The sequence below is a fragment of the Bacillus sp. Au-Bac7 genome (genome assembly GCF_021341655.1).
Taxonomy (GTDB): Bacteria; Bacillota; Bacilli; order Bacillales; family Cytobacillaceae; genus Niallia.
Genome location: NZ_JAJTTG010000003.1, coordinates 177,628 through 200,300 on the forward strand (window position 1 = coordinate 177,628; position 22,673 = coordinate 200,300).

Sequence of the window (22,673 nt, forward strand, 5' to 3'; positions counted from 1 at the left end):
AACATGCTTTAATAGATTTGTAATCTATTAATTTTCCTAGGGGGAACGTGATGAAAAGCAAAAAACGCATTGGTTCGATCTTTACTTTTTTACTAGCCTTTGTTTTAGTTGTCAGCAATTGGACAGCACTTCCAGCAGCGGCAGCCTCGACTGCAGATGAAGCAGACACTGGAGTTAGCGGGAAGCTAATTGAAGACAGCTTCGCAGACGGAGAGTATGTTAAATGGTTTAAATTCACGCCGACTGCAGAAGACATTAAGAACTTTTCGCACTATGAATTCACATTAGATTCAACAGAGGAAATGAATGTTTCCGTTTACTCTAGTCTTGAAAATGCAAATGCTGAAAACACATTTGATCAGTATCAAGGCTACAGCTTTATCGAATCGCCAGCGGTTATTCATTTTCCGTTAGCATGGATTGGCTCTTACTATGTGAAGGTTGAGTATTATCCATATGAAGAAGAGGTCTTAGAAGAAGAGGTCTCAGAAGAGAAGCTAGCAGAAGAAGAATTACCAGAAGGTGAAGAAACGGAAGAAGCAGAGCCTATCGAAGCTGATACTTCCTTTACACTGAATGTGAAAGGCGAAGTGCTTGAGCCTTCAACAGAAACAGCGGAAGAATGCCCTGTTGAATTGAGCACTAGCGAGCAGAAGGATGGTTTGTCTATCTTGAAGGACTTGCGTGAAATCAGAGATTCGATTTTATCGCAAACAGATGAAGGCAAAAAGCTGTCTTCTTTATACTACAAGGTGGCACCTTTCTTAAGTGCAAAAATCGTTTTTGATGAAGGCATGCGCAGTGATGTGTTAAAGAACTTGCGTCAGCTTAAGCCAATTTACACGGAATTGCTTAAAAACGGCACAAGCTCTACTTACACCTTTACAAGCGCAGACGTGAAAGCAATCAACAGCTTGTACAAATATGCTTATGATGCTACACCTGAGACATTGAAGGAACAGCTGAAAAAGACGGAAGCAAAAATCAACATCAGCAACTTAGAAGATAAAACACTCTCAACTGTATTTAATAAATTGGGAGCTTCTACAACAGCTATTTCTAACAAGAATACTTCCAACAAGTATATCGTCAAACTGAAATCAGGCAAAAGCCTATCAACTTTCAAGAAAAGCGCACAAGCAGCTCAAAGTGAAACAATCCAAGGTTTAAATAACTCAGATAAAATCGCTGATGATTTATATGTAATCGACCTTGGCAGTGAAGTAAAAGACAACAGCTATTCGACACAGCAAAAGAACAGCATTGTGAACTCTGTCAAAAAATCATCGGCAGTTGAATATGTAGAACAAATTCAAACATATAAAGCATTAGGTAAGACAACAAATGACGTCTCTAATCCATACCAATGGTCTTTATCTAACACTGGCCAAACACAAGGAACAAGCGGTGCAGATATTCAATTTGGTCCCCTTCATTCCTTGCTGAATGTTGCTAAGCCCAGTGAAACGGTAATTGCTGTTGTAGATACAGGTGTGGACAGCACACTTGCTGACTTAAGCAGCAATGTATTAGCTTCTGAAGGCTATAACTATATTGGCAACAATAATAATGCCCTTGACGATAACGGTCACGGAACACATGTGAGCGGCATTATCGCAGCAGGTATGGATAACGGCTATTCGATTTCTGGTGTTCATGCTAATGCGAAGATTCTTCCTGTAAAAGTTCTGGACGCAAGCGGCTCAGGTGATACAGAACAAATCGCTAAAGGAATTAAATATGCTGTTGATAAAGGTGCTAAAGTCATTAACATGAGCCTTGGCGGACCTTACAGCAGAACATTGGAATATATGATGCAGTATGCGTACAACCATAATGTAACTATCGTTGCTGCGACAGGGAATGACGGTATGGAAGAAGTCGGCTATCCTGCATCAAGCAAGTATGCTACATCTGTCGGCGCTACTAATGACATGGATATTGTTTCCGATTATTCCAACTATGGTATCGGCACTGATTTAGTCGCACCAGGCACTAATATCCCAAGCCTTGTGCCAAACGGTAATGTTACTTACTACAGCGGTACATCAATGGCAACACCGCATGTTGCCGCAGCTGCAGGATTGCTTCTGTCATTAGACAGCAGCTTGAAGCCTGTGCAAGTCGAAAAAATCCTGACAGAAACAGCAAAAAACATTGCTTTTGAAGAGCAGGACAACCCGTACAAGTTTGAGGATATAGTAGAAGTGATCACAGAGGACGGCGAAATTATTTACGAAGAAGGAGACAGCCTCCCACCAGGCTATGATTATGTTTCCGGCTGGGGCAGACTCGATGTTTACGGGGCATACAGCACAGCATTGCTGAAAGCAACTGTCGCTGATGTTTACAACAGCAGCTATGCTCTTAAAGGCACAGCTGAAAGCGGCACTGCTGTTAGTGTAAAAATCGGCAAGGACGTAAAAAAAGCAACAGCAGACAAAAATGGCAATTACACTATCGAAATTCCGCTGCAAAAAACAGACAGCATTTTGGAGGTAACATTTGAAAAGACAGTAAATGGAACACCAGCAAAAGCAACGATCCGCACAGCTGTCCTTGAAGACACAACAGCACCTAATGCACCGAAAGTTAATAAAGTTGGTGACAATGATACGAAGGTGACAGGAACAGCAGAGGAATTCGCAGCGATTACCGTTAAAGCTGGTAAAAAATCAATCGGCACAGGCAAAGCTGACAGCAAAGGTAAGTTCTCTATTAAGATTGCTAAACAAAAAATGGGCACGAAGCTAAGTATTACAGCAACAGACGGTGCGAAGCTGACAAGCAAAGCTGCGACTATCACTGTTGGCGACAGCACACCGCCAGCTGCTCCTTCTGTGACTGGCACAATCAGTGACAAGAGCACAAAAATTGAAGGCAAAGCAGAAGCAAATGCTTCCATTGAAATTAAAGATGGCAAAAAAGCTGTTGCCAGCGGGAAAGCGAACAGCAAAGGTGCTTACGCTATCACCATTAAAAAACAAAAGGCTGGCACGAAGCTGAGCATTACAGCAAAAGATAAAGCTGGCAATGTCAGCAAGGCGAAAACAATCACGGTTGCTGATAAAACAGCTCCAGGAGCTCCAACAGTCATCGGTACAGTCAGTGATAACAGCACGAAAATAGCTGGTAAAGCAGAAGCGAATGCTTCGATCACTATTAAAGACGGTAAAAAGACAGTTGCGAGTGGAAAAGCGGACAGTAAAGGCGCTTATTCTATCACTATCAAAAAACAAAAAGCCGGCACGAAATTGAGCATCACGGCAAAGGATAAAGCTGGCAATGTCAGCAAAGCGAAAACAATCACGGTTGCTGATAAAACAGCTCCAAAAGCTCCAAAAGTAAATAATGTAACAACTGCTACAACACAGGTAAAAGGCAGCACAGAAGCTAATGCAACTGTTACTATCACAGTAAATAAAAAAGCTATTGCCAGTGGGAAAGCAGATAAAAAAGGCAACTACTCGATTAAAATTAAAAAGCAAAAAGAAAAAACAGTGCTTGCTGTAACAGCAAAAGACAAAGCTGGGAACACTAGCAAAGTGACAGAAAAAACAGTCACAAAAGCGAAATAATCGACAAGACAGACGGAGGCTAATCTTCCGTCTGTCTTTTTTTGTTGTAAAAAAAGACGAAGATGCGACTCCCTCGTCTTTTATTTAATAATAAAAACATTAATAAGACCCGCCACCAAAACAACTACAAAAATAAACCAGCTTGAATCAGTGAAATCCTTCTTTTCATTTTGCTTTGTATCCTTACTCATTTCCCTCCACCTTTCTACTGTAATTATTATACAGTAAAATTATGGAATAATAGCGTAATAGAACAAAAAAGAACAGGACATCCATTATGCCCTGTTCTTAGCTCTAATTAAAGAATTTTGATTTCTGCATTATCATGCTTTTTCATCAATTGCTTCATATAATCAATCAGCTCTTGCTTCATTTCGTCCTGTTGCAGAGCAAATTCCAATGTTGTCTTCACAAAGCCGAGCTTCTCACCAACATCATAGCGGCTGCCTGCAAAGTCGTAAGCAAATACTCGTTGAATTTGGTTCAGCTCTTGGATAGCGTCTGTCAGCTGAATTTCACCGCCAGCTCCTGTTTGCTGCTTTTCTAAGAACATGAAGATTTCTGGTGTCAGCACGTATCTGCCCATAATAGCCAGGTTAGATGGTGCTGTTCCGCGCTTTGGCTTTTCAATAAAGTTCTTTACTTGATAGCGTCTGCCTTCTTGCTCGATAGGGTCAACAATGCCGTAACGGTCTGTTTCACTGTCTGGAACAGTCTGTACGCCGATGACAGGTGAAAGTGTTTCTTCATACTGGTCAATCAGCTGCTTCAAGCAAGGTGTGTCACTTTGAACGATATCATCACCAAGCAGGACAGCAAATGGCTCGTTGCCGATAAAGCTTTTCGCACACCAAACAGCATGGCCAAGTCCTTTCGGCTCTTTTTGACGAATATAGTGGATATCAGCAAGATTGGAGGAGTATTGAACTTTCTCCAAAAGATCAAACTTCTTCTTCTCAAGCAAGTTTTGCTCCAGCTCATGAGCATAGTCGAAATGATCTTCAATTGCTCTTTTGCCTTTTCCTGTTACGATGATGATGTCTTCAATGCCAGAAGCGATTGCTTCTTCAACGATATACTGAATTGTCGGTTTATCAACAATTGGCAGCATTTCCTTTGGCATTGCTTTTGTTGCTGGCAGGAATCTTGTTCCTAATCCTGCTGCTGGAATGATCGCTTTTTTTACTTGTTTCATTTTAACCTCTCCAATCTTCTCTCTCTATCTAAAAAATAATAATATGTACACTTTAATTTTTACTTAACAAAATGTTCTTAATAACGTACAATTATAGTAACACTTTTTCTTAGTATTGCAAAGGTTTTTTAGCACTATTTTATAATTTTTAAAAATAATGGAAAATAATGTGACATATTGCTTGCATTTGTCATTTTAACATATCTATAAGAGTCTGTGATGTTATTGTCTTTTCCATTTTGTTATAATGATTATTATTAAATGGAATTTAACTTTCGAGGAGGGGAATAACATCCAATCAAATCAGTATCCTGACATGTTTAGAGACAGCTTTATCAGAGAAGCAGTGGAAAGAGTTGGAACCGGTATTGTCATCACAGACCCAAGCTTACTGGATAACCCCATCATTTATGTAAATAGAGGATTCGAACGGTTGACGGGGTATGCGGCCGTAGACATTCTCGGCAAAAACTGCCGGTTCTTACAAGGAAATGATAAAAAGCAAGGATCAGTAACAGCATTGCGGGATGCGATCAGAAATGAAGAACATATTGTTGTTCAGCTGCGTAACTATCGCAAAAACGGTGAAATGTTCTGGAATGAGCTTGAGCTTTCTCCCATTCGCATTGGAGACGACAGTAAGCTCTTTTTTGTTGGCATTCAAAAAGATATTACTGACAGAAAAGAATCAGAGCAGCTTATCAACCAATATTTAGAGCAAATAGCGAATCTTTCTACTCCTATTATTTCCATTAACGAAAAAACATCTATTTTACCGCTTATTGGCGATTTAACAATGGATCGGTTTGAACAGCTTGTTCAGGATATATCAACATATGTCGGCAATTCTAAGGAAGATTATTTCATTATCGACTTGCAAGGTTTATTGAAATATGATGAAGTTGTACATAATGGTCTCAAAATGATCAATGATATTCTTGGCTTAATGGGCACAGAGCTGATTATCAGCGGTGTGCAGGTTAAGATGGCACAGGATACGATTACTTATACGAACGGCAATGACTTGAATATTCGTTTCTTCCAATCATGTAAACAGGCGCTTCTTACCTTGAAATAACAGCCCGGAGTTTCGGGCTTTTTTTTATGGGCTATGTATAACAGCTTCAGAAGATTGCAAACTAAGAAAAAGGAGTTGAGTGAACATGCAATTCTTGTTTTCATTAATAGAAATGCTTTTTTCTGGAGGCTTGCTGAAGCGAAATTTAGATTGGCACAGAAGGTTAGTAGCTATCTCCTTCCCTATTTTCTTTATCGCTTTGCTGCTTCAGGCAGAATATATTGTTTTTCGAACAAAAAGACATAGTTGACATATTTTTTTAACATACCTTTTACAGTATGTCCGTATTCTGTTCATATTTGTCCATTATGATAAAGATAGCGTGGATAGCATGAGTGGCTATCAATGGCATAAGGCGTAGGTGGGGCCTGTGCTACTTAACTTTTACATTTAAGTTTCTTCTACATAAACAGCCATGCTAAAAATTTAGCATGGCTGTTATCCATTATGCTTTTACGAGCCGGATGACGTTCCATGACAGCTTAGGCAGCATCGCAGCCAGCTGTCCTCCGCTTATGGCAGCATCTCCATTAGTATGTGGTTTCACTGCTTCAGCTGTAGCAGAATTCGTTTGTTTAATATCGTCATTCTCTAACACAATATGCTCGATAACTTTATAGCCTTCAAAGCTGCGCAGATCGCATTCAAGCAGCAAGCCTTCTTGAAGATCTCTGTTGACAGCAAAGATTGTCAGTTCTTCGTTTTCCTCATTATATACTGCTGTTGATTCTAATGTTGGCACATCGGTGAAATCCTTGCTGTCATATTTAGGGCTGGAGATAACTGGATTTAAGGCAACACCTCTGCCGTAAACGGACGCATGCATATATGGATAGAAAATTGTCTGCTTCCACGCAGGCCCATTCTCTTCTGTCATGATTGGCGCAATGACATTCACAAGCTGTGCAAGGCAGGCTATCTTTACTCTGTCGGCATGCTTTAGCATCGTAATCAGCATACAGCCGACAAGCAGCGCATCCTCAAAATTATAAATATCCTCAAGCTGCGGCGGTGCGACTGTCCACGGTTCAATCAGCTTATCTGCTTCTCTAGAGTGATACCATACATTCCACTCATCAAAGGACAGATGGATTTTCTTTTTGCTCCGTTTTTTTGCTTTAATATAATCTGCAATCGAGATGACAGATGAAATAAAATCATCCATTTCCAGAGACAGAGCCAAGTAGTTGCTGATGTCATTATCATGGTTGCCATAGTACTGATGTAAGGAAATATATTCAACATGGTCATACGTATGATCCAAAACCGTTGCTTCCCATTCTGCAAATGTCGGCATGTTTCGGTTTGAGCTGCCGCAGGCGACAAGCTCAATATTCGGGTCTACCCATTTCATGACCTTTGCCGCTTCTTGAGCAATGCGCCCATATTCTGCCGCTGTTTTATGCCCGATTTGCCATGGACCGTCCATTTCATTGCCAAGACACCATGTTTTAATTTTATGAGGCTCTCGATAGCCGTGGCTTATGCGCAAATCACTATAGTACGAGCCGCTGTCATGATTGCAGTACTCGACAAGGTTTCTGGCTGCATCTATCCCTCTTGTGCCAAGATTGACGGCCATATTCACCTCCGCATTAACCTGCTTCGCCCACTCCATGAACTCATTTGTGCCGACGACATTCGGTTCTGTTGTCCGCCATGCAAGCTCAAGGCGGCTTGGTCTGCTTTCAACAGGCCCGACACCGTCCTCCCAATTGTAGCCTGATACGAAGTTGCCGCCAGGATAGCGGATTAGCGGCACTTGCAGCTCTTTTATTAATCCTGTTACGTCTTTGCGGAACCCCTTTTCATCTGCTTCAGGATGACCTGGCTCAAATATCCCCCCATAAACGGCTCTGCCAAGATGCTCAATAAAGGAGCCGTATATTCGGTTATCGACTTCAGCTATTTTAAAATCTTTTTCTAAAATCATCTTCGCTTTTTTGTACATATATCTTTCTTCCCTTCACATTTTTTTAAGTTAACCCTTCACACCGCCGGCAGTCATCCCTTCAATAAAGTAGCGCTGGAAGAAAATATACAGAATCAGCACTGGGAATATCGCCATCACAGACCCGGCAATCAGCACATCATAGTTATTGCCGTATGGTGTTAGCAATGTAGATAAGCCGATCGGCAATGTTAAATTTTCGCTTGATCGTAAAACAATCAACGGCCAGAGGAAGTTGTTCCAGCTTCCTAATGCCTGCAGGATTGCCATCGAGGAAAAGGCTGGTGTCATTAACGGCATCATCACCCGGAAGTAAATGCCGATTTCGGTACAGCCATCGACCCTTGCTGCATCAAGCAAATCACGAGGCAGCCCACTCGCATACTGGCGGAAAAAGAAAATTGGAATCGGTGCAACCACAAACGGCAGAAAGGCGCCGACTAATGTGTCCATTAAGCCAAGGCTCATCGTGAGCTTATATAATGGAAGCATAATGATTTCAACAGGAATCATCATCACAATTAAAACGAGTCCAAACACAAGGTTCTTAAACTTGAAGTCATAGACAGCAAGACCGTAGCCGACCATGCTTGTTAAAAGCAGGCAGGATAGTGTTGATGCAATGGTGATGATTATGCTGTTTTTATACCATATGAAATAGTCTGTTTCCCCGTTGAACAAATAAGAATAGTTATCGAATGATAACAGGTCTGCCTGCAGCTTTAAATTGAGTCCGTATCTCATAATTTCTGTTGACGGCTTCAAGGAGCCGAGTGTAATCGCAAACAGCGGAAATAAGGCGAAAATACCGATTGCCACAAAGAGCAGGATCAATAGGATGGATGACAGCTTCAGCTTTTTCTTCGTTTTCATCCTTGTTCCTCCTTTTTGAACATTCCAAAGAATTTAAGCTGAATTAACGTAATAATCAGCGTAATCACAAGCAAAGCGATGCCGACTGCAGAACCGAAGCCGAGATTATTTTGCTCGATGCCTTTTTGGTATAAATAGCCGACAATTGTCAGCCCGATATTATTAGGCGACCTGTTGCTTCCATAAAGCATATAGCTTTCAGCAAACATCGAGAAACCGCCGTAAATACTGATGGTAAACACATAAATACTGATTGGCTTTAACAGCGGTAAGGTAATATGCCAGAATTTCCGTGATGTTGAAGCACCGTCCACTTCTGCCGACTCATACAACTCCCGCGGGATATTTTGCAGTCCTGCCAGGAAATAAAGGATATTGATGCCCATCCATTTCCATGTTGCCAGCACAACAAGAACAAACATGCTTGTGCCCCCATGGTTCAGCCATGCTTTCGGCTCCATCCCAAAGTTAATCAAAATAGAGTTCAGCAATGCACCCTCTTGTCCGCCAAAGATTAAGCGGAAGATCATCCCTGCAACAACGACAGATGTGAGTGCTGGAATGAACGTAACAGACCGAAAGAAGTTCTTCGCAAACATCAGCTTCGAATTAAGGAACACAGCAAGAATCAGCGGCACTGGGATTAAGATAATTAATGTCAAAATTGTATAAACAGTGCTGTTGCGGATGGCTGTCAGAAAGGTTGGATTCCATAATTCCTTATAGTTGTCTAAGCCGATAAAGGTCGTCTGCCCTGGCAGCACTTCCTGAAAGCTCATGATAATCGTCGTGACAACGGGATACGCAAAAAAGATGAAAAAAGACAGAATGAAAGGAAAGATGAAAAAGTAAGGTGCTGCATTTTGAGAATAAAGGAGACTTCTTTTCTTCTGTTTCCTCCCGCCCTGTCTGCTGCTTGCTTCCATGTAAAGATCCCCCCTTTAGAATCAGGAGGCAAAGGCAAAGCCTCCTGAAGATGATTTATTTAATCTGGCTTGCTGCTTCCTCCAGCGCTTGCTTCGGATCTTTCATTTCGACTAATGACTGGAATAAAATCGTTGTCTTAACAGCATTTGAGACATCTGGTGTTCTTTCGCCAATATTGACACCTTCAATTTCATTCTTCACTTCCAGCAATGTGCCGAAAATATTGGGACCGAAGTATTCTGTGAATTTATTCTCTTCATTGACTTCCGGCAAATCCCATACATCAGAACGAATCGGGTCAAAGCCAAGCTGCTTCCAGATTTCGATATTGCCTTCCTTCGACAGCTTTGCATAAGCAAGGAATTTCTTCGCTACATCTGGATCTTTAGACTGGTTTGTCACAACAGTGCCTGTACCGCCCATCCCTGCTGAACGCGGTGCTCCTTCAGACCAAGCAGGCATTGGCTTGATGACGATTTTCCCTTTCAAATCAGGCATATAATCAGTGAATCTGCCCATATACCACATCGGCATCCACACAGAGGCTGCTCCACCATTATTCATGAAGCCGTAATATTCCTCAGAATGATGGTCATTTCCTGGAGATGGAATCGCAATTCCTTCTTTAACAAGATCCTGTTCATATTGAAGCACCTCCACAATGCGCGGATCTGTCAGGTTAACCTCGCCATTCTCCTTCAAAAGATCGTCTTTTCCTTCAAGCTGAGCAACCTGCGGCCAGAACGACCATTGGTCTTCAATATCAAGTGTCGTCATCGGAATGCCAGTTTTCTCAAGGACTGTTTTGCCAGCTTCCTTGTAATCAGCCCATGTTTTTATGTCATCTGGATTGACTCCGGCTTTATCCAAAATTTCTTTATTGTAATAAATAACGGCAGCGCCGACATGAAAGTCAATTCCATATGTCTTGCCGTCTTTGGCGTAAATATCAAGACGTGATTGCACGATATTTTCTCTTTCTGGGTCAATTACATCATCTAAAGGCAGGATTTGCGGTTCACCTTTCAGGAAGTTGCCGAATTTAGAGATTTCCACATCAGAAATATCCGGGGCACCTTTGCCTGACTGCAAGGCAACAAGCAGCTTGTTATGCAAATCCTCATATGGATATGTAGTGGCCTTGATGCTGATTTGATCATCAGGATTTTCTTCATTCCACTTGTCCGCCATATGCTCATAATATTGTTCATGAAGCTCGTTGAAGGTCCACAATTCAATCTTTGTTCCCTTTCCACTGTTCGAATAGCCTTTATCCGAACTGCCCTTATTACAGCCTGCTAAAAACATGGAGCTTACTAGAATGATAGCCAGCATTCCTAAAAGACCCTTTTTCATCCTTTTTCCTCCTCTTAGCTTGTTGGGAAAACAGTTTATTTTAAAAGAACATAAAATGTTTTACACATTTACATAGTATTAAGCCATCCCTTTAAAAATGTATGCGTTTTCATAATTAAGAAGATGGTCTAGGAAAACGCTGTCATAAAGTGAAAATAGTCGGTAATCACTTGGAATATTTTAAGGGAAATTCCTTTTACTCCCTTACAAATTGACATATTCTTTCCTTATGCAAAGGAAAATAGGAGGATTTTTCCGCTTTTTTATATTTTTATAGATTCCTTCACATAAACATGAAAGAGAAGCAGCTGCTTATTTTATATTTTATTAAAAGAAAAGGAGTGTCTTCTATGAAAAGAGCTGTGCTCATTGATTCTATCTATTCTATCTCCAACTGGATTCTGCGCTTTTTATATATTCATCTATTATGGATGGTATTTTCTTTGCTGGGTCTAGTAATATTCGGTGTCTTCCCTGCCACTGTCAGCTTGTTTGCAGTGACACGGAAATGGCTCCTTGGCGAAACAGACATGCCGATTTTTGCGACTTTTTTGTCTGTTTTTAAGCAGGAATTTATGAAAAGCAATCTGCTAGGTATGCTGCTCAGCTTTGGCGGACTTGTTCTATATGCTGATTTACTGGCGCTTCAGCATACGTCCATTCCTTTCTTGCAGTATCTCTATTTTCCACTGTTATTTATCGCTTTACTGTATGCCTGCAGCATTCTCCATTTCTTCTCTATTTATGTTCATTACGAGCTGAAAGGACTTCATATCATTAAAAATGCGCTGCTGTTCACCTTGGCGATGCCGCTAGCAGGATTAAAGCTGGTCGGCGGACTCCTTGTCATCGTCTATCTGTTTATTACCTTTCCAGGAAGCATTATTCTCTTTGGCGCAAGTGTGCCGGCATTTTATATGATGTGGATCAGCTTAAAAACATTTACTCAATATGAACAAAAACGGGCAGGCAAATAACAAGCCTGATTACTATTTAGAAAGAAGGTAATATCGATGATACATATAAAAGATCTCCGGTCTGGCTTAAATATTTACAAAGCGTTAAGCTCTGAAATCCGCCTTGAAATCTTAACCCTTTTGCAAAGAAATCAAAGTTTAAATTTAAACGACATCGCCCAAAAGCTCCAGCTCTCGAACGGAGCGGTAACAATGCATATAAAAAAGCTTGAGGAAAGCGGGCTGATTGACATAACAACTGCAGGGGGCAAGCATGGAATCCAGAAAATCTGTTATTTAAATGAAGATATCCTCACAATCGAGCTGCAGGACAAGGGGGTGGAGAACTTTTACGAATACGAAATAAAGGTCGGTCATTACTGTGATTATGCCGCAGATCCAACCTGCGGCCTTGCGACAAAGGACAGCATTATCGGCGAGTTTGACAACCCCCGCTACTTTGCCGACCCTGACCATATTCATGCCGAAATCGTCTGGCTGAAGAAAGGCTATCTAGAATACCGAATTCCTAACTATTTAAAGAAAAATCAACAGTTCAAAGAAATCCAATTCATTTTTGAAATCAGCTCAGAAGCACCCTTCTATAATAATGACTGGCCTTCTGATATCTTCTTTTCTTTAAATAATGTTGAGCTGGGCTATTGGAATTCACCAGGAGATTTCGGCGGAACGAAAGGCGCCTGCAACCCAAGCTGGTGGCCGCCTCACTTGAATCAGTATGGGCTGTTAAAGCTCTTGCGCATCAATAAAAGCGGTACATTTATTGATGGCTGCCGCATTTCTGATGTAACCATTGAGGATGTCGGTTTGCAAGACCATCCTGACATCAAGTTGAAGTTTGCTGTCACAGATGAAGGCACAGTTGGCGGCCTGACCCTTTACGGCAGAAGCTTTGGGAATTATGAACAGGATATCACGGCGCGGATTCTTTATGAGGAAGTATTGCCGGAGTGATAGGGGCGGGGTTTTCTGCCCGCTTTTATTATTCTTTGACGCTTTCGATTCTTGATTTGTATTTATCGCCCCAGTCCTTCATTTGGGTGATAATTGGCTCTAATGTTCTGCCAAACTCTGTCATGGAATATTCCACTCTTGGAGGAACCTCTGGAAAAACCTCACGGTGAATAATTCCATCTTTTTCAAGCTCGCTTAGCTGGAGGGATAAGATTCTCTGAGTAATTCCCGGCATCAGGCGCCGCAATTCATTAAATCGTTTTTTATCTTCTAGGAGGTAATAAAGAATTACTCCCTTCCACTTTCCCCCTATCACATCAAGAGTTGATTCGACAGGACATCCTTCTGGACATCCATACCCGCTTTTTCTGTTTCGCATAAAAGCTCACCTCACAGTTAGTAACATTAATGATACTATACAACATAAATGTGCCTTCTTACATTATTTTGATTATCATCCTATAATTTCAATTAACAAAGATTAAAGGAGTTGTCATTAGTATGAAAGCTGTTGGACTATTAAAATATTTGCCTATTGAGGATGAAGAAAGTTTGTTTGATGTAGAGCTGCCGAAGCCTCGTGCAACAGGAAGGGATTTGCTTGTTAAGGTCAAGGCTGTATCGATAAATCCTGTTGATGTAAAGGTGCGTTCCCCAAAATCAAAAACAGAAGAACAGCCAAAGATTCTTGGCTGGGACGCAAGTGGCGTGGTCGTTGAAACAGGAGAAGATTGTCACGATTTCCAAGTCGGTGATGAAGTCTATTATTCCGGTAGCCTTATCCGTCCAGGAACTTACAGCGAATTCCATTTAGTGGATGAAAGGATTGTCGGCAAAAAACCGCACACATTAACTTTTGCCGAATCGGCAGCATTGCCGCTTACCTCGATTACAGCATGGGAAGCTTTATTCGACAGATTAGCCATTGAAGCTAGTGACAAGGAAAACAACAAACAAAAGACCATTTTAATAATCGGCGGAGCTGGCGGAGTTGGTTCTATCGCGATTCAGCTTGCTAAATGGGCCGGTCTTACTGTCATTGCCACCGCCTCTCGTCAAAGTACAAGCGATTGGGTCAAAGAACTGGGAGCAGACTTTGTTATGAACCATCATCATTCCTTTCAGGAACAATTGAAACAGCATGGCATGGAAAATGTTGATTTCATTCTATGCTTGAATAATACCGACCAGCATTGGCTAGCCATGGCAGATGCCATTAAACCACAAGGAATGATTTGTTCCATTGTAGAAAATGCCCAGCCTCTTGATTTAAATGTGTTAAAAAATAAAAGTGCTACATTTGTTTGGGAGTTTATGTTCACACGAACTATGTATGAAACAGAAGATATGGAGAAACAGCAACAGCTTTTAAACCAATTGAGTGAGCTAATTGATATAGGTGTTATTAAAACAACATTAAAGAAGACATTGTCTCCTATTCATGCTGAAAATATTAGGAAGGCACATGCTTTAGTCGAGTCTGGAAAAACAATAGGAAAAATAGTGTTAGAGGACTTTGCATAATCACTCATAAAAGCAAAAACCCGAGCTCTACTAGAGCTTGGGTTTTAAGCATTTACGATGCTAATTTATTCTTATTATAAATATCAAAAGCAACCGCAATCAGCAGCACAAGTCCTTTAATGGCCTGCTGCCAGTCGATCCCAAGGCCGATGATGGACATACCATTATTCATTACACCCATAACAAGACCGCCGACAATGGCCCCGCCGACTGTGCCGATTCCGCCATATGCGGACGCACCGCCGATGAAGCAGGCTGCGATTGCATCCAGCTCGAACAGGTTCCCGGCTTTTGGTGTTGCAGCGTTAAGCCTTGCTGCGAAAATCAAGCCAGACAGTGCAGCAAGAACACCCATATTCACAAACACCCAGAAAGTAGCTTTCTTTGTTTTGATTCCAGAAAGACTTGCAGCCTTTTCGTTGCCGCCGATCGCATAAATATGTCTGCCCATTACAGTTTTCTTCATCACAAAGCTGTAGATAGCAACTAAAGCAATCAGGATAATTAGAATCATTGGTATCCCTTCATATGTTGCTAATACATATGTGAACACATTAATCAGAACAATCACAGCGGCTATTTTCGTGATAAACAGTCCTTTTGAAGAAACTTCAAAATCATAACGAAGCTGTGTTCGGCGATTTCGTACTTCAAGCAGCAAATAAATAATTGAAAAGACAATGCCCGCAACGATTGTGAGCATATGCAAGGTGCTGCCGCCAAAAATATCAGGAATAAAGCCTGAGCTGATATCCTGGAAAGACTGTGGATATGGCGCAACTGACTTGCCTTTAAGGACAAGCATCGTCAAGCCTCTGAACAGAAGCATCCCTGCAAGTGTGACGATAAAGGCGGGAATCTTGACATATGCAACCCAGAAGCCTTGCCATGCACCGATTACTGCGCCTACTAATAAGGAAAGAATAACGGCCAAAAAGACGGGCATATCATGGTTGATAATTAATATTCCAGAAATGGCGCCAACAAAGGCAGCAACAGAACCGACTGACAAATCGATATGGCCTGTAATAATAACAAGGACCATCCCAATTGCAAGGACGAGAATATAGCTGTTCTGCAAAATCAGATTGGTGATATTCAGCGGCCGCAGCAGAATTCCCTCCGTTAAAACTTGAAACAATATCATAATAAGCACTAATGCGGTAAACATTCCATATTGGCGTAAGTTACTCTGAATCAGTGATAACACAGAGCCTTTATTTCGATAATCTTCCAACGGTGTATTCACCTTAATTCCCCCTTCCCTACTATAGGAAAATATCAGCTTGTGATATATTTCATGATGCTTTCCTGTGTCGCTTCCGCTGCTTCTAGCTCTCCCTTTATCCTGCCTTCGTTCATCACATAAATTCTGTCACACATTCCTAACAGCTCTGGCATCTCCGAGGAAATAAGAAGAATGCCTTTGCCTTCTTCGGCAAGCTGGTTAATGATTGTATAAATCTCATATTTCGCGCCAACATCAATCCCTCTTGTCGGTTCGTCGAGGATGAGGATATCTGGCTCTGCATAAATCCACTTGCTTAACACAACCTTCTGCTGATTGCCGCCACTTAAATTCCCTGTCTTTTGCAGAATCGACGGTGTTTTAATATTCATCTTCCTTCGATAGTTTTCCGCTTCTTTCACTTCCACTTGCTCATTCACAACCGTGAATTTTGAAAGCTTTTTTAAGTTAGGCAGCGATATATTTTGTTTAATATCTTCTATTAAAATAAGTCCATAATTCTTTCGATCTTCTGTCACGTAAGCCAGTCCATTCTCAATAGCTTCTGGAACATTTTTGAGAGTGATTTCTTTGCCATCCTTATAAAGCTGGCCAGAGATTTTCGTGCCGAACGACCTGCCGAAAATGCTCATTGCAAATTCGGTCCTTCCAGAGCCCATTACCCCAGCAATCCCGACGATTTCACCTTTTTTAATATGCATATTAATCTTGTCGATGACTTTCCTGTCACTTTGCAGCACTTCCCAATCCTTCACCTCAAGAATGGTTTCGCCAATCTTCGGCGTTCTGTCTGGATAGCGGTTCGTCAGCTCCCTGCCGACCATGCCTTTAATGATTCTGTCCTCTGAAACTTCCTCCCATTTCAATGTCTCAATTGTCCTTCCATCCCTGATGATAGTAATGCTGTCAGCAACCTTTGAGACTTCGTTCAATTTATGGGAAATCATGATGCTCGTCATACCTTCTTTCTTAAAGGAAAGCAGCAGCTGCAGCAAATTTTCGCTTTCTTCTTCATTTAGCGCCGCTGTAGGTTCGTCCAAAATCAACAGCTTAACATCCTTCGACAGAGCTTTAGCAATCTCCACAAGCTGCTGCTTGCCGACACCAATTTGTGATATGAGTGTATTCGGATTTTCAGACAGGCCGACCTTCTTCAATAGCTCTCTTGCTTTTACTACGGTCTCATTCCAATTGATGACACCAGCTTTCGCCTGTTCATTTCCTAAGAAAATATTTTCTGCAATCGACAGCTCTGGTATCAGGGCAAGCTCTTGGTGAATGATAACAATCCCTAAGCTTTCACTGCTCTTTATGTCTTTAAACATACAGACATCATCTTGAAAGAGAATATCTCCTGCATATGTGCCATGAGGATACACACCGCTCAGCACCTTCATGAGCGTTGATTTTCCCGCTCCATTTTCGCCGCATAATGCGTGAATCTCGCCTGCTTCAACCTTCAAGTTCACATCATCAAGCGCCTTGACGCCGGGAAATTCCTTCGTAATATTTCTCATTTCGAGAATATTCCCCATGCTGTCCTCCCCCTTTTTTACTTGCGGCAGTTCCCCTTTAATGAAGAGGAACTGCCGAAATAGTTTTAGTTGTTCAATTCAGACTCATCATAATAGCCGCTGTCGATAACAATTTCTTGATAGTTTTCCTTATCAACTGACACTGGCTCTAATAGATAAGCAGGAACAACCTTAACGCCGTTATCGTATGTTTCTGTATCATTAACTTCCGCTTCTTCACCATTCAAAACAGCCTCTGACATTTCAACTGCTTTCTTCGCTAACTCTCTCGTATCCTTAAAGACGGTTTGTGTTTGCTCGCCTGCAATGATGGACTTAACAGACGCCAATTCTGCATCCTGTCCAGTCACGACTGGCAGCGGCTTATCTGCTGTACCATAGCCGACACCTTTTAAGGACGCGATAATACCGATGCTGATCCCGTCATACGGAGACAAGACTGCATCCACATTTTCCTTCGTATAATGAGCACTCAACAAGTTATCCATCCGTGCTTGAGCTGTCGCTCCATCCCATCTTAATGTTGCACCTTGCTCAAACTTCGTCTGTCCGCTTTGAACAACAAGCTTGCCTGAATCAATATAAGGCTGTAAGATCGACATCGCCCCATCAAAGAAGAAATACGCATTATTATCATCAGGAGAACCGCCAAACAGCTCCACATTAAATGGGCCTTCGCCATCCTTCAAGCCAAGCTGCTCTTCTATATAGCTGCCTTGCAGCACACCAACCTGGAAGTTATCAAATGTAGCATAATAATCGACATACTCACTCTTTTTAATCAAACGGTCATAGGCAATTACTTTAATTTCCTGCTTATGCGCCTTTTCTAAAACATTTGTCAGCGCCTCGCCGTCAATCGCTGCAATAACAAGCACATTTACACCCTTTGTAATCATGTTTTCAATCTGGGAAACCTGGTTTTCCACAACATCCTCTGCATATTGAAGATCAACCTTATAGCCTTTCTTCTCAAACTCTTCCTTCATATACTTACCATCACTAATCCAGCGCTCAGATGATTTCGTAGGCATGCTGACACCAACAAAGCCCTTTTCATCCTCACCGCCTCCGCCGCCCCCCGAACAGGCAGCCAGCGCAAACAATAAAACAGCAGCTAAAATTACAGATAAAAGCTTCTTCATCCGTGAACCCCTTCCCATATGTCTATTTCTTGGGCCTTCTGTGCTTGGTGCCATACTTGTCTTTTTTAAAGACTCTCGCAAGCAAGTATACGCTTTCATTTAAATCTCTAAAAAAGGAGCTTATCTCTCCGACGAAAGCCCAATAATATTGCTATGTGCCACCATTTTGGAATATGCCAGTTTATTTTTTCCGGTGTGCGGGACAAGAAGTGGAAAAGTTGGATTGGAAGTTGATAGTTTTAACAGCTGCAGAGTTTCAGCTAATTCTATGGTTGATAATATTTACTTAAGGATGCTCATGATTTGAGACTTTCGATATTCATATGGAGGTAAATTTTCTGGATTTCAGAAACGGATGAAAGAGCAGTTTCAATTCTAAAATAAGCTGTTTCTTTTTTGAAATATTCCTGCTGTGAAATTGTATTAATATAGTAGTGTATATAGAAATTCATATAAAAGGGCTTCCTGATGACATAAAGATAAAAAAAGAGAGTTGGTCATGAAAAATGATTGTGTTTTGCTTATTGCTTTTCAACATCATCCACCAATTCCTTACAGGAGAAAAAATGGAAGTTTAAGATAATAGATTATGTATAAACGCAAAAAAATAAGATGAGCCTTATAAAGACAAATTTTTAGGAGTTTAAGAGACTTATAGAAATAGAGAATTAAAATTAGCAGTAGGAAAAGGGTGAATGAAATGAAGCTTAATTTTAATGAAGAAATGAAAGCTAGCACTATTAATTCACACGGAAAATTAGAACCGGATGTTCCTTTACCAGATTATATAAAAGTGACACATGCAGCTAAAATTTTGCAGTTACCTCCAGAAGTAATCAGAAAGTATTGTCACGAAGGGATACTGGAGGCCAAACGAAATAATCCTGGCAGCGGGATGTGGAGAATTAAAACAAAGCAACCGACTATCCTTAATGGTGAAAGCTGGGGAGAGTTTGTTGATTATTGCAGAAGGGAACAGGAGAAGTTTAGGGGGGAGTAGTGTTTATGCTGGCTTAAATTAACTGGATTCTAGTAAGAATACAATAACCCTGATGCTGATTTTAGAAGCATGATAATACTATGAGCAGTAGCAATACTCCAATAGATTATGAATGCGAACAGTATTGCATTAAGAGGAAGAATAGCTATATGTCAGGAGCTTTATATTTTCAAACTGCTCAGCTGCTTCAAAAATGAAAAAACGACTGCTTCTATTTCACAGTCGCTTCCAACCTTTAAATATCAATTAGTCTTCGAATCTCCATTACTTTTCTATCATAGATAGAGACACTTTTTCCAATTCTTCTTTTGACAAGTCATGCGCGAGGACTATGACTTTGTACCCTTCTTCTGGGAAACTGACCCGCATACCATTCAACGGCCAATCCACTTTAGAGGGAATATAATCAAAATGATATCCATTTAAAGAATATGATTCCGATTTTTCGAAAAAACCGGCTTCCTTTGATTCCATATCAACTTTTTGACCAATTTTTATTTGTTGTATCCAAAAATCTGACTTTCCATTGCTATATTCTATTGAAAAAACTGGTTCTTCTTTTAAATTATCTAAATCGTAGTTTTCACCGACTTGTTTATAGCCTTCAGGTATAAATGTTGGTTGAATAAAATCGAAGCTTGCCAGCTGTTTGGCTTGTATTGGTATAATTTTATTTTCATAAGTTCGCATCGATGCTTGAATTTTGTCTAGTTTCTTTTCTTCTTCCTCATTAGGATACTCTCTATCTTCTTTTTCTACCTTAGTAAAAATCTCAGTCTGTTCTTTTAATAATTGAGTATAATGGTTAAACTCTTCTTCTGTTAAATTTTCTTTCGCTATCGCTAAGGTCTGCTCAAAGATATCAATCTCTTCACTGCTCTCATTAGGATAAGCTTCTTCAAACTGTTCTTTGGAACCAAATAGTTGGTTGATTAATGTCTCTGCGGCATCGGCAATATATGTACCTCCGAAATTTATTGCTGTACCAATAATTATTATTGAAGCAGCAACAGCCATCATCCACATAGGATATTTTTTCTTTCGTTTAACCTCTAGCTTCTTTTGTTTACTTTGATCTAATTTCTCAAATGTTTCTCTTTTAAACTTCTCCATGTTCACCTTATGATTAAAGTGCATTTTTGCTGATCTTAACTCTTTTTCCTCCATATCCATCCTCCTTGATTTTCCTGCTTAATAATTGCCGACCACGAGCAAGTCTGGATTTTACTGTACCTATATTAAGATTTAAAATTTGTGAAATTTCCTGAATGGCCAGCTCTTCAAAATAAAAAAGCGTTATTGGTAGACTATAGTGCTTCGGTAGTTCATTGACGGCATTATGTATCTCTTCTTCCTTCACGCTTTGAAGATATGCATCCTCACTGCTTTCCTGCTTTCTTTCAGGAATAAAATCCGATATAACCTCCCGTAAAGATTTTCTATAAGTACTCTTACATTCGTTAATAACAATTCGTGCAAGCCAAGAAAAAGGCTCTTCTTTATTCTTTAATTGATCCATCGAATGAAACGCCTTAATAAACGCTTCTTGTACTTGGTCTTCCGCCTTTAAATAATCTCTTACATATGTATAGGCAAGCCTAACGAGACGTTGCGCATATTTATCTATCCATACTTCCAATACTTCCTTCTTATCCAAGAGTTCCTCTCCTTATTGTTTTGTTCATTTTGTTTTTCAAGTGTAGGATGTATTTAATATCGAAAAGGTTCCACTTTTTTAAAAAAACATACCAGCAATTATTTCCCAGAAACTTTATTATAAGAAAACTAGGTTATTCTATCACTAATTCTCCACCTATGCGCTCCCTATTTTCTATGAAGGGATTACGATACTCTCAATGAACTAAACATAGTTATGACTACGGAAACAGAAAAAAGAGCCTAAGTAAAAACATCGCTGTTCTACTTAAGCTCCTACTATTATTCTATTTACCGCTTCAACAACAACTCATTCCGAACCTTCTCCTCATTCTTCTCATACTTCATATAATTAAGCATAATTACTGCTCCAACTATAAAGAAGATTGCTGGCAGCCATGTGAAGCAGAACTTAATTGCTGCAAGTGAGGAAGCTGTTTGAGTGGCGTTGGCTACATAGCCTGCTTTATCCATAATGATGGATGGAATAAAGCTTCCTAAGCCTGCTCCGATTTTGATACAGAAGGAGCTGCCGATTGCTGTTAGGAAGCCGCTGGCACGGATACCTGTTTTCCATTCGCCATAGTCGACTGTGTCAGACAGCATGGCAAACGGCAAGGTAACGGCGATTCCTGTTCCTAGTGAAGCAATAACCCAGCCAAAGATAATCATCGACGTACTTGCTCCTGCGAAGGCAATAATTATTTGACCGATTGCTGCTACAGCAAAGCCTAAGATTTGTGTGTGCGTTTTCAAAAATTTCTTCACGATAAATGGAATAATCGTGATTGAAATCATTTGGAAAACGACCAATCCATTTAGTATGGATGCTAAAGATTTTTGATCCAAATTGTACTGAGAGTAATAGATTAATGTCGATGTTCTTGATGTGTTGCCTAACCAATAAAAGATGAAGGCAAGCACTAATGTTATCCATGGCCAATTTCCTTTAACTGCTCTGAAGCTTTGGCGAATTGGGATGGATTTGATTGTTTTTGTATTGATTTCCTTTGTTCCTGCGAAGGCGAACAGCATTAAAGCAATTGCTATAACAGCGTAAATTCCAACCGTTACTTGGAAGCCTAGTTTATCGTTTCCGTTTCCAAAAAAGGCTACAAGCGGCAGAGTGAAGGACGCAGTAATTAAATAACCGATCATGCCGCCATTGCTTCTCCATGAATTTAAGCGCACACGCTCATTGGAGTTATTTGTTAAGTTCGGCAAAATTGCTGTAATTGGTGTGGCAATTCCTGTGTAGACAATCCCCATTAGAATATAGGTGATTAAAGCGTAAATTACCTTCGCATTTCCCGATAAGTCTGGAGCTAAAAATGTTAAAAAGAACATGACACCAAAAGGAACGGCCAGCCAGAGCCAATACGGGCGGTTCTTTCCGTGTTTTGTGTTCGTATGGTCGATGATTAATCCCCAAATAGGTGCATCTAATGCATCGAATATCCGGGCAACCAGCAATATTGTTCCTGTTGCTGCAATAGAAATCCCAAAGACATCGGTATAAAAATACATGATAAAACTAGTAAGCGTACAATAAAGCAAATTTCCGGCTGTATCTGTACTTGCATAAGCTAACACGCGTTTTAGGGGCATTTTTGAATTATTATCATCGATATTATTTTCTGGTAACTGTTTAGCTGTGCTGCTTTGTTCCATCTCA

General features: G+C 40.6%; 19 protein-coding genes. 7 read left to right on the forward strand and 12 right to left on the reverse strand.

Annotated elements, in window-relative coordinates:
* The first annotated feature begins 50 nt into the window (after positions 1 to 50).
* On the forward strand, positions 51 to 3,578 hold the full coding sequence (locus LXM54_RS13970; protein WP_233315821.1) for a S8 family peptidase: 3,528 nt from the start codon (positions 51 to 53) through the stop codon (positions 3,576 to 3,578).
* A 298-nt stretch (positions 3,579 to 3,876) separates the two neighbouring features.
* Here the strand turns inward: LXM54_RS13970 and galU are convergent, their stop codons facing one another.
* Positions 3,877 to 4,773 carry a UTP--glucose-1-phosphate uridylyltransferase GalU gene (gene galU, locus LXM54_RS13975; protein WP_233315822.1) on the reverse strand — a complete coding sequence of 299 codons (897 nt, stop codon included), beginning with the start codon at positions 4,771 to 4,773 and terminating at the stop codon, positions 3,877 to 3,879.
* Positions 4,774 to 5,089: 316 nt separating this feature from the next.
* On the opposite strand from galU, the gene LXM54_RS13980 reads away from it, so the two are divergent.
* Both LXM54_RS13980 and LXM54_RS13985 read left to right on the forward strand, forming a co-directional pair.
* A complete protein-coding gene (locus LXM54_RS13980; RefSeq protein ID WP_233315823.1) occupies positions 5,090 to 5,851 on the forward strand; it encodes a PAS domain S-box protein in 762 nt (253 codons plus the stop codon).
* 85 nt (positions 5,852 to 5,936) lie between these two features.
* A complete protein-coding gene (locus LXM54_RS13985) occupies positions 5,937 to 6,101 on the forward strand; it encodes a hypothetical protein (protein ID WP_233315824.1) in 165 nt (54 codons plus the stop codon).
* Positions 6,102 to 6,296: 195 nt separating this feature from the next.
* On the opposite strand, the gene arfA is transcribed toward LXM54_RS13985, so the two are convergent.
* From arfA to LXM54_RS14005, 4 genes are read right to left on the reverse strand one after another with little or no spacing between them, the layout of a single operon-like run.
* On the reverse strand, positions 6,297 to 7,802 hold the full coding sequence (gene arfA / locus LXM54_RS13990) for an arabinosylfuranosidase ArfA (RefSeq protein WP_233315825.1): 1,506 nt from the start codon (positions 7,800 to 7,802) through the stop codon (positions 6,297 to 6,299).
* Positions 7,803 to 7,832: 30 nt separating this feature from the next.
* Positions 7,833 to 8,675, reverse strand: a complete 843-nt coding sequence (locus LXM54_RS13995) for a carbohydrate ABC transporter permease (RefSeq protein WP_233315826.1) — start codon at positions 8,673 to 8,675, stop codon at positions 7,833 to 7,835.
* Positions 8,672 to 9,601, reverse strand: a complete 930-nt coding sequence (locus LXM54_RS14000) for a carbohydrate ABC transporter permease (protein WP_233315827.1) — start codon at positions 9,599 to 9,601, stop codon at positions 8,672 to 8,674. Before LXM54_RS14000 ends, LXM54_RS13995 begins: the two co-directional genes overlap by 4 nt.
* 55 nt (positions 9,602 to 9,656) lie before the next feature.
* The gene (locus LXM54_RS14005) at positions 9,657 to 10,958 is read right to left on the reverse strand and encodes an ABC transporter substrate-binding protein (RefSeq protein ID WP_233315828.1); all 1,302 of its coding nucleotides are present in this window, start codon (positions 10,956 to 10,958) and stop codon (positions 9,657 to 9,659) included.
* A gap of 350 nt (positions 10,959 to 11,308) precedes the next feature.
* Here LXM54_RS14005 and LXM54_RS14010 point away from each other — a divergent pair, with 350 nt between their 5' ends.
* Together LXM54_RS14010 and LXM54_RS14015 are read left to right on the forward strand one after the other, a co-directional pair.
* Positions 11,309 to 11,935 (forward strand): YesL family protein, encoded by a 627-nt coding sequence (locus tag LXM54_RS14010; protein WP_233315829.1) that lies wholly within the window; start codon positions 11,309 to 11,311, stop codon positions 11,933 to 11,935.
* Positions 11,936 to 11,971: 36 nt separating this feature from the next.
* Positions 11,972 to 12,889: an ArsR/SmtB family transcription factor gene (locus LXM54_RS14015; RefSeq protein ID WP_233315830.1), complete on the forward strand. Its 918-nt coding sequence runs from the start codon at positions 11,972 to 11,974 to the stop codon at positions 12,887 to 12,889.
* Positions 12,890 to 12,917: 28 nt separating this feature from the next.
* Here the strand turns inward: LXM54_RS14015 and LXM54_RS14020 are convergent, their stop codons facing one another.
* The gene (locus LXM54_RS14020; RefSeq protein ID WP_233315831.1) at positions 12,918 to 13,268 is read right to left on the reverse strand and encodes a winged helix-turn-helix transcriptional regulator; all 351 of its coding nucleotides are present in this window, start codon (positions 13,266 to 13,268) and stop codon (positions 12,918 to 12,920) included.
* Positions 13,269 to 13,390: 122 nt separating this feature from the next.
* Here LXM54_RS14020 and LXM54_RS14025 point away from each other — a divergent pair, with 122 nt between their 5' ends.
* Complete coding sequence (locus LXM54_RS14025; RefSeq protein WP_233315832.1) at positions 13,391 to 14,413, forward strand: zinc-binding alcohol dehydrogenase family protein; 1,023 nt, start codon at positions 13,391 to 13,393, stop codon at positions 14,411 to 14,413.
* A 52-nt stretch (positions 14,414 to 14,465) separates the two neighbouring features.
* On the opposite strand, the gene mmsB is transcribed toward LXM54_RS14025, so the two are convergent.
* The 3 genes from mmsB to chvE all read right to left on the reverse strand — a co-directional run bounded on the left by mmsB (position 14,466) and on the right by chvE (position 18,342).
* Positions 14,466 to 15,584 carry a multiple monosaccharide ABC transporter permease gene (gene mmsB / locus LXM54_RS14030; RefSeq protein WP_233316145.1) on the reverse strand — a complete coding sequence of 373 codons (1,119 nt, stop codon included), beginning with the start codon at positions 15,582 to 15,584 and terminating at the stop codon, positions 14,466 to 14,468.
* Positions 15,585 to 15,694: 110 nt separating this feature from the next.
* A complete protein-coding gene (gene mmsA / locus LXM54_RS14035; RefSeq protein WP_233315833.1) occupies positions 15,695 to 17,197 on the reverse strand; it encodes a multiple monosaccharide ABC transporter ATP-binding protein in 1,503 nt (500 codons plus the stop codon).
* A 65-nt stretch (positions 17,198 to 17,262) separates the two neighbouring features.
* Complete coding sequence (chvE, locus tag LXM54_RS14040) at positions 17,263 to 18,342, reverse strand: multiple monosaccharide ABC transporter substrate-binding protein (protein WP_233315834.1); 1,080 nt, start codon at positions 18,340 to 18,342, stop codon at positions 17,263 to 17,265.
* Positions 18,343 to 19,042: 700 nt separating this feature from the next.
* Here chvE and LXM54_RS14045 point away from each other — a divergent pair.
* Complete coding sequence (locus tag LXM54_RS14045) at positions 19,043 to 19,342, forward strand: hypothetical protein (protein ID WP_233315835.1); 300 nt, start codon at positions 19,043 to 19,045, stop codon at positions 19,340 to 19,342.
* A gap of 264 nt (positions 19,343 to 19,606) precedes the next feature.
* Here the strand turns inward: LXM54_RS14045 and LXM54_RS14050 are convergent, their stop codons facing one another.
* The 3 genes from LXM54_RS14050 to LXM54_RS14060 all read right to left on the reverse strand — a co-directional run bounded on the left by LXM54_RS14050 (position 19,607) and on the right by LXM54_RS14060 (position 22,669).
* Positions 19,607 to 20,509 (reverse strand): hypothetical protein, encoded by a 903-nt coding sequence (locus LXM54_RS14050; RefSeq protein ID WP_233315836.1) that lies wholly within the window; start codon positions 20,507 to 20,509, stop codon positions 19,607 to 19,609.
* On the reverse strand, positions 20,469 to 20,999 hold the full coding sequence (locus LXM54_RS14055) for an RNA polymerase sigma factor (RefSeq protein WP_233315837.1): 531 nt from the start codon (positions 20,997 to 20,999) through the stop codon (positions 20,469 to 20,471). Before LXM54_RS14055 ends, LXM54_RS14050 begins: the two co-directional genes overlap by 41 nt.
* Positions 21,000 to 21,289: 290 nt before the next feature.
* On the reverse strand, positions 21,290 to 22,669 hold the full coding sequence (locus LXM54_RS14060) for an MFS transporter (protein WP_233315838.1): 1,380 nt from the start codon (positions 22,667 to 22,669) through the stop codon (positions 21,290 to 21,292).
* Positions 22,670 to 22,673: the final 4 nt, after the last annotated feature.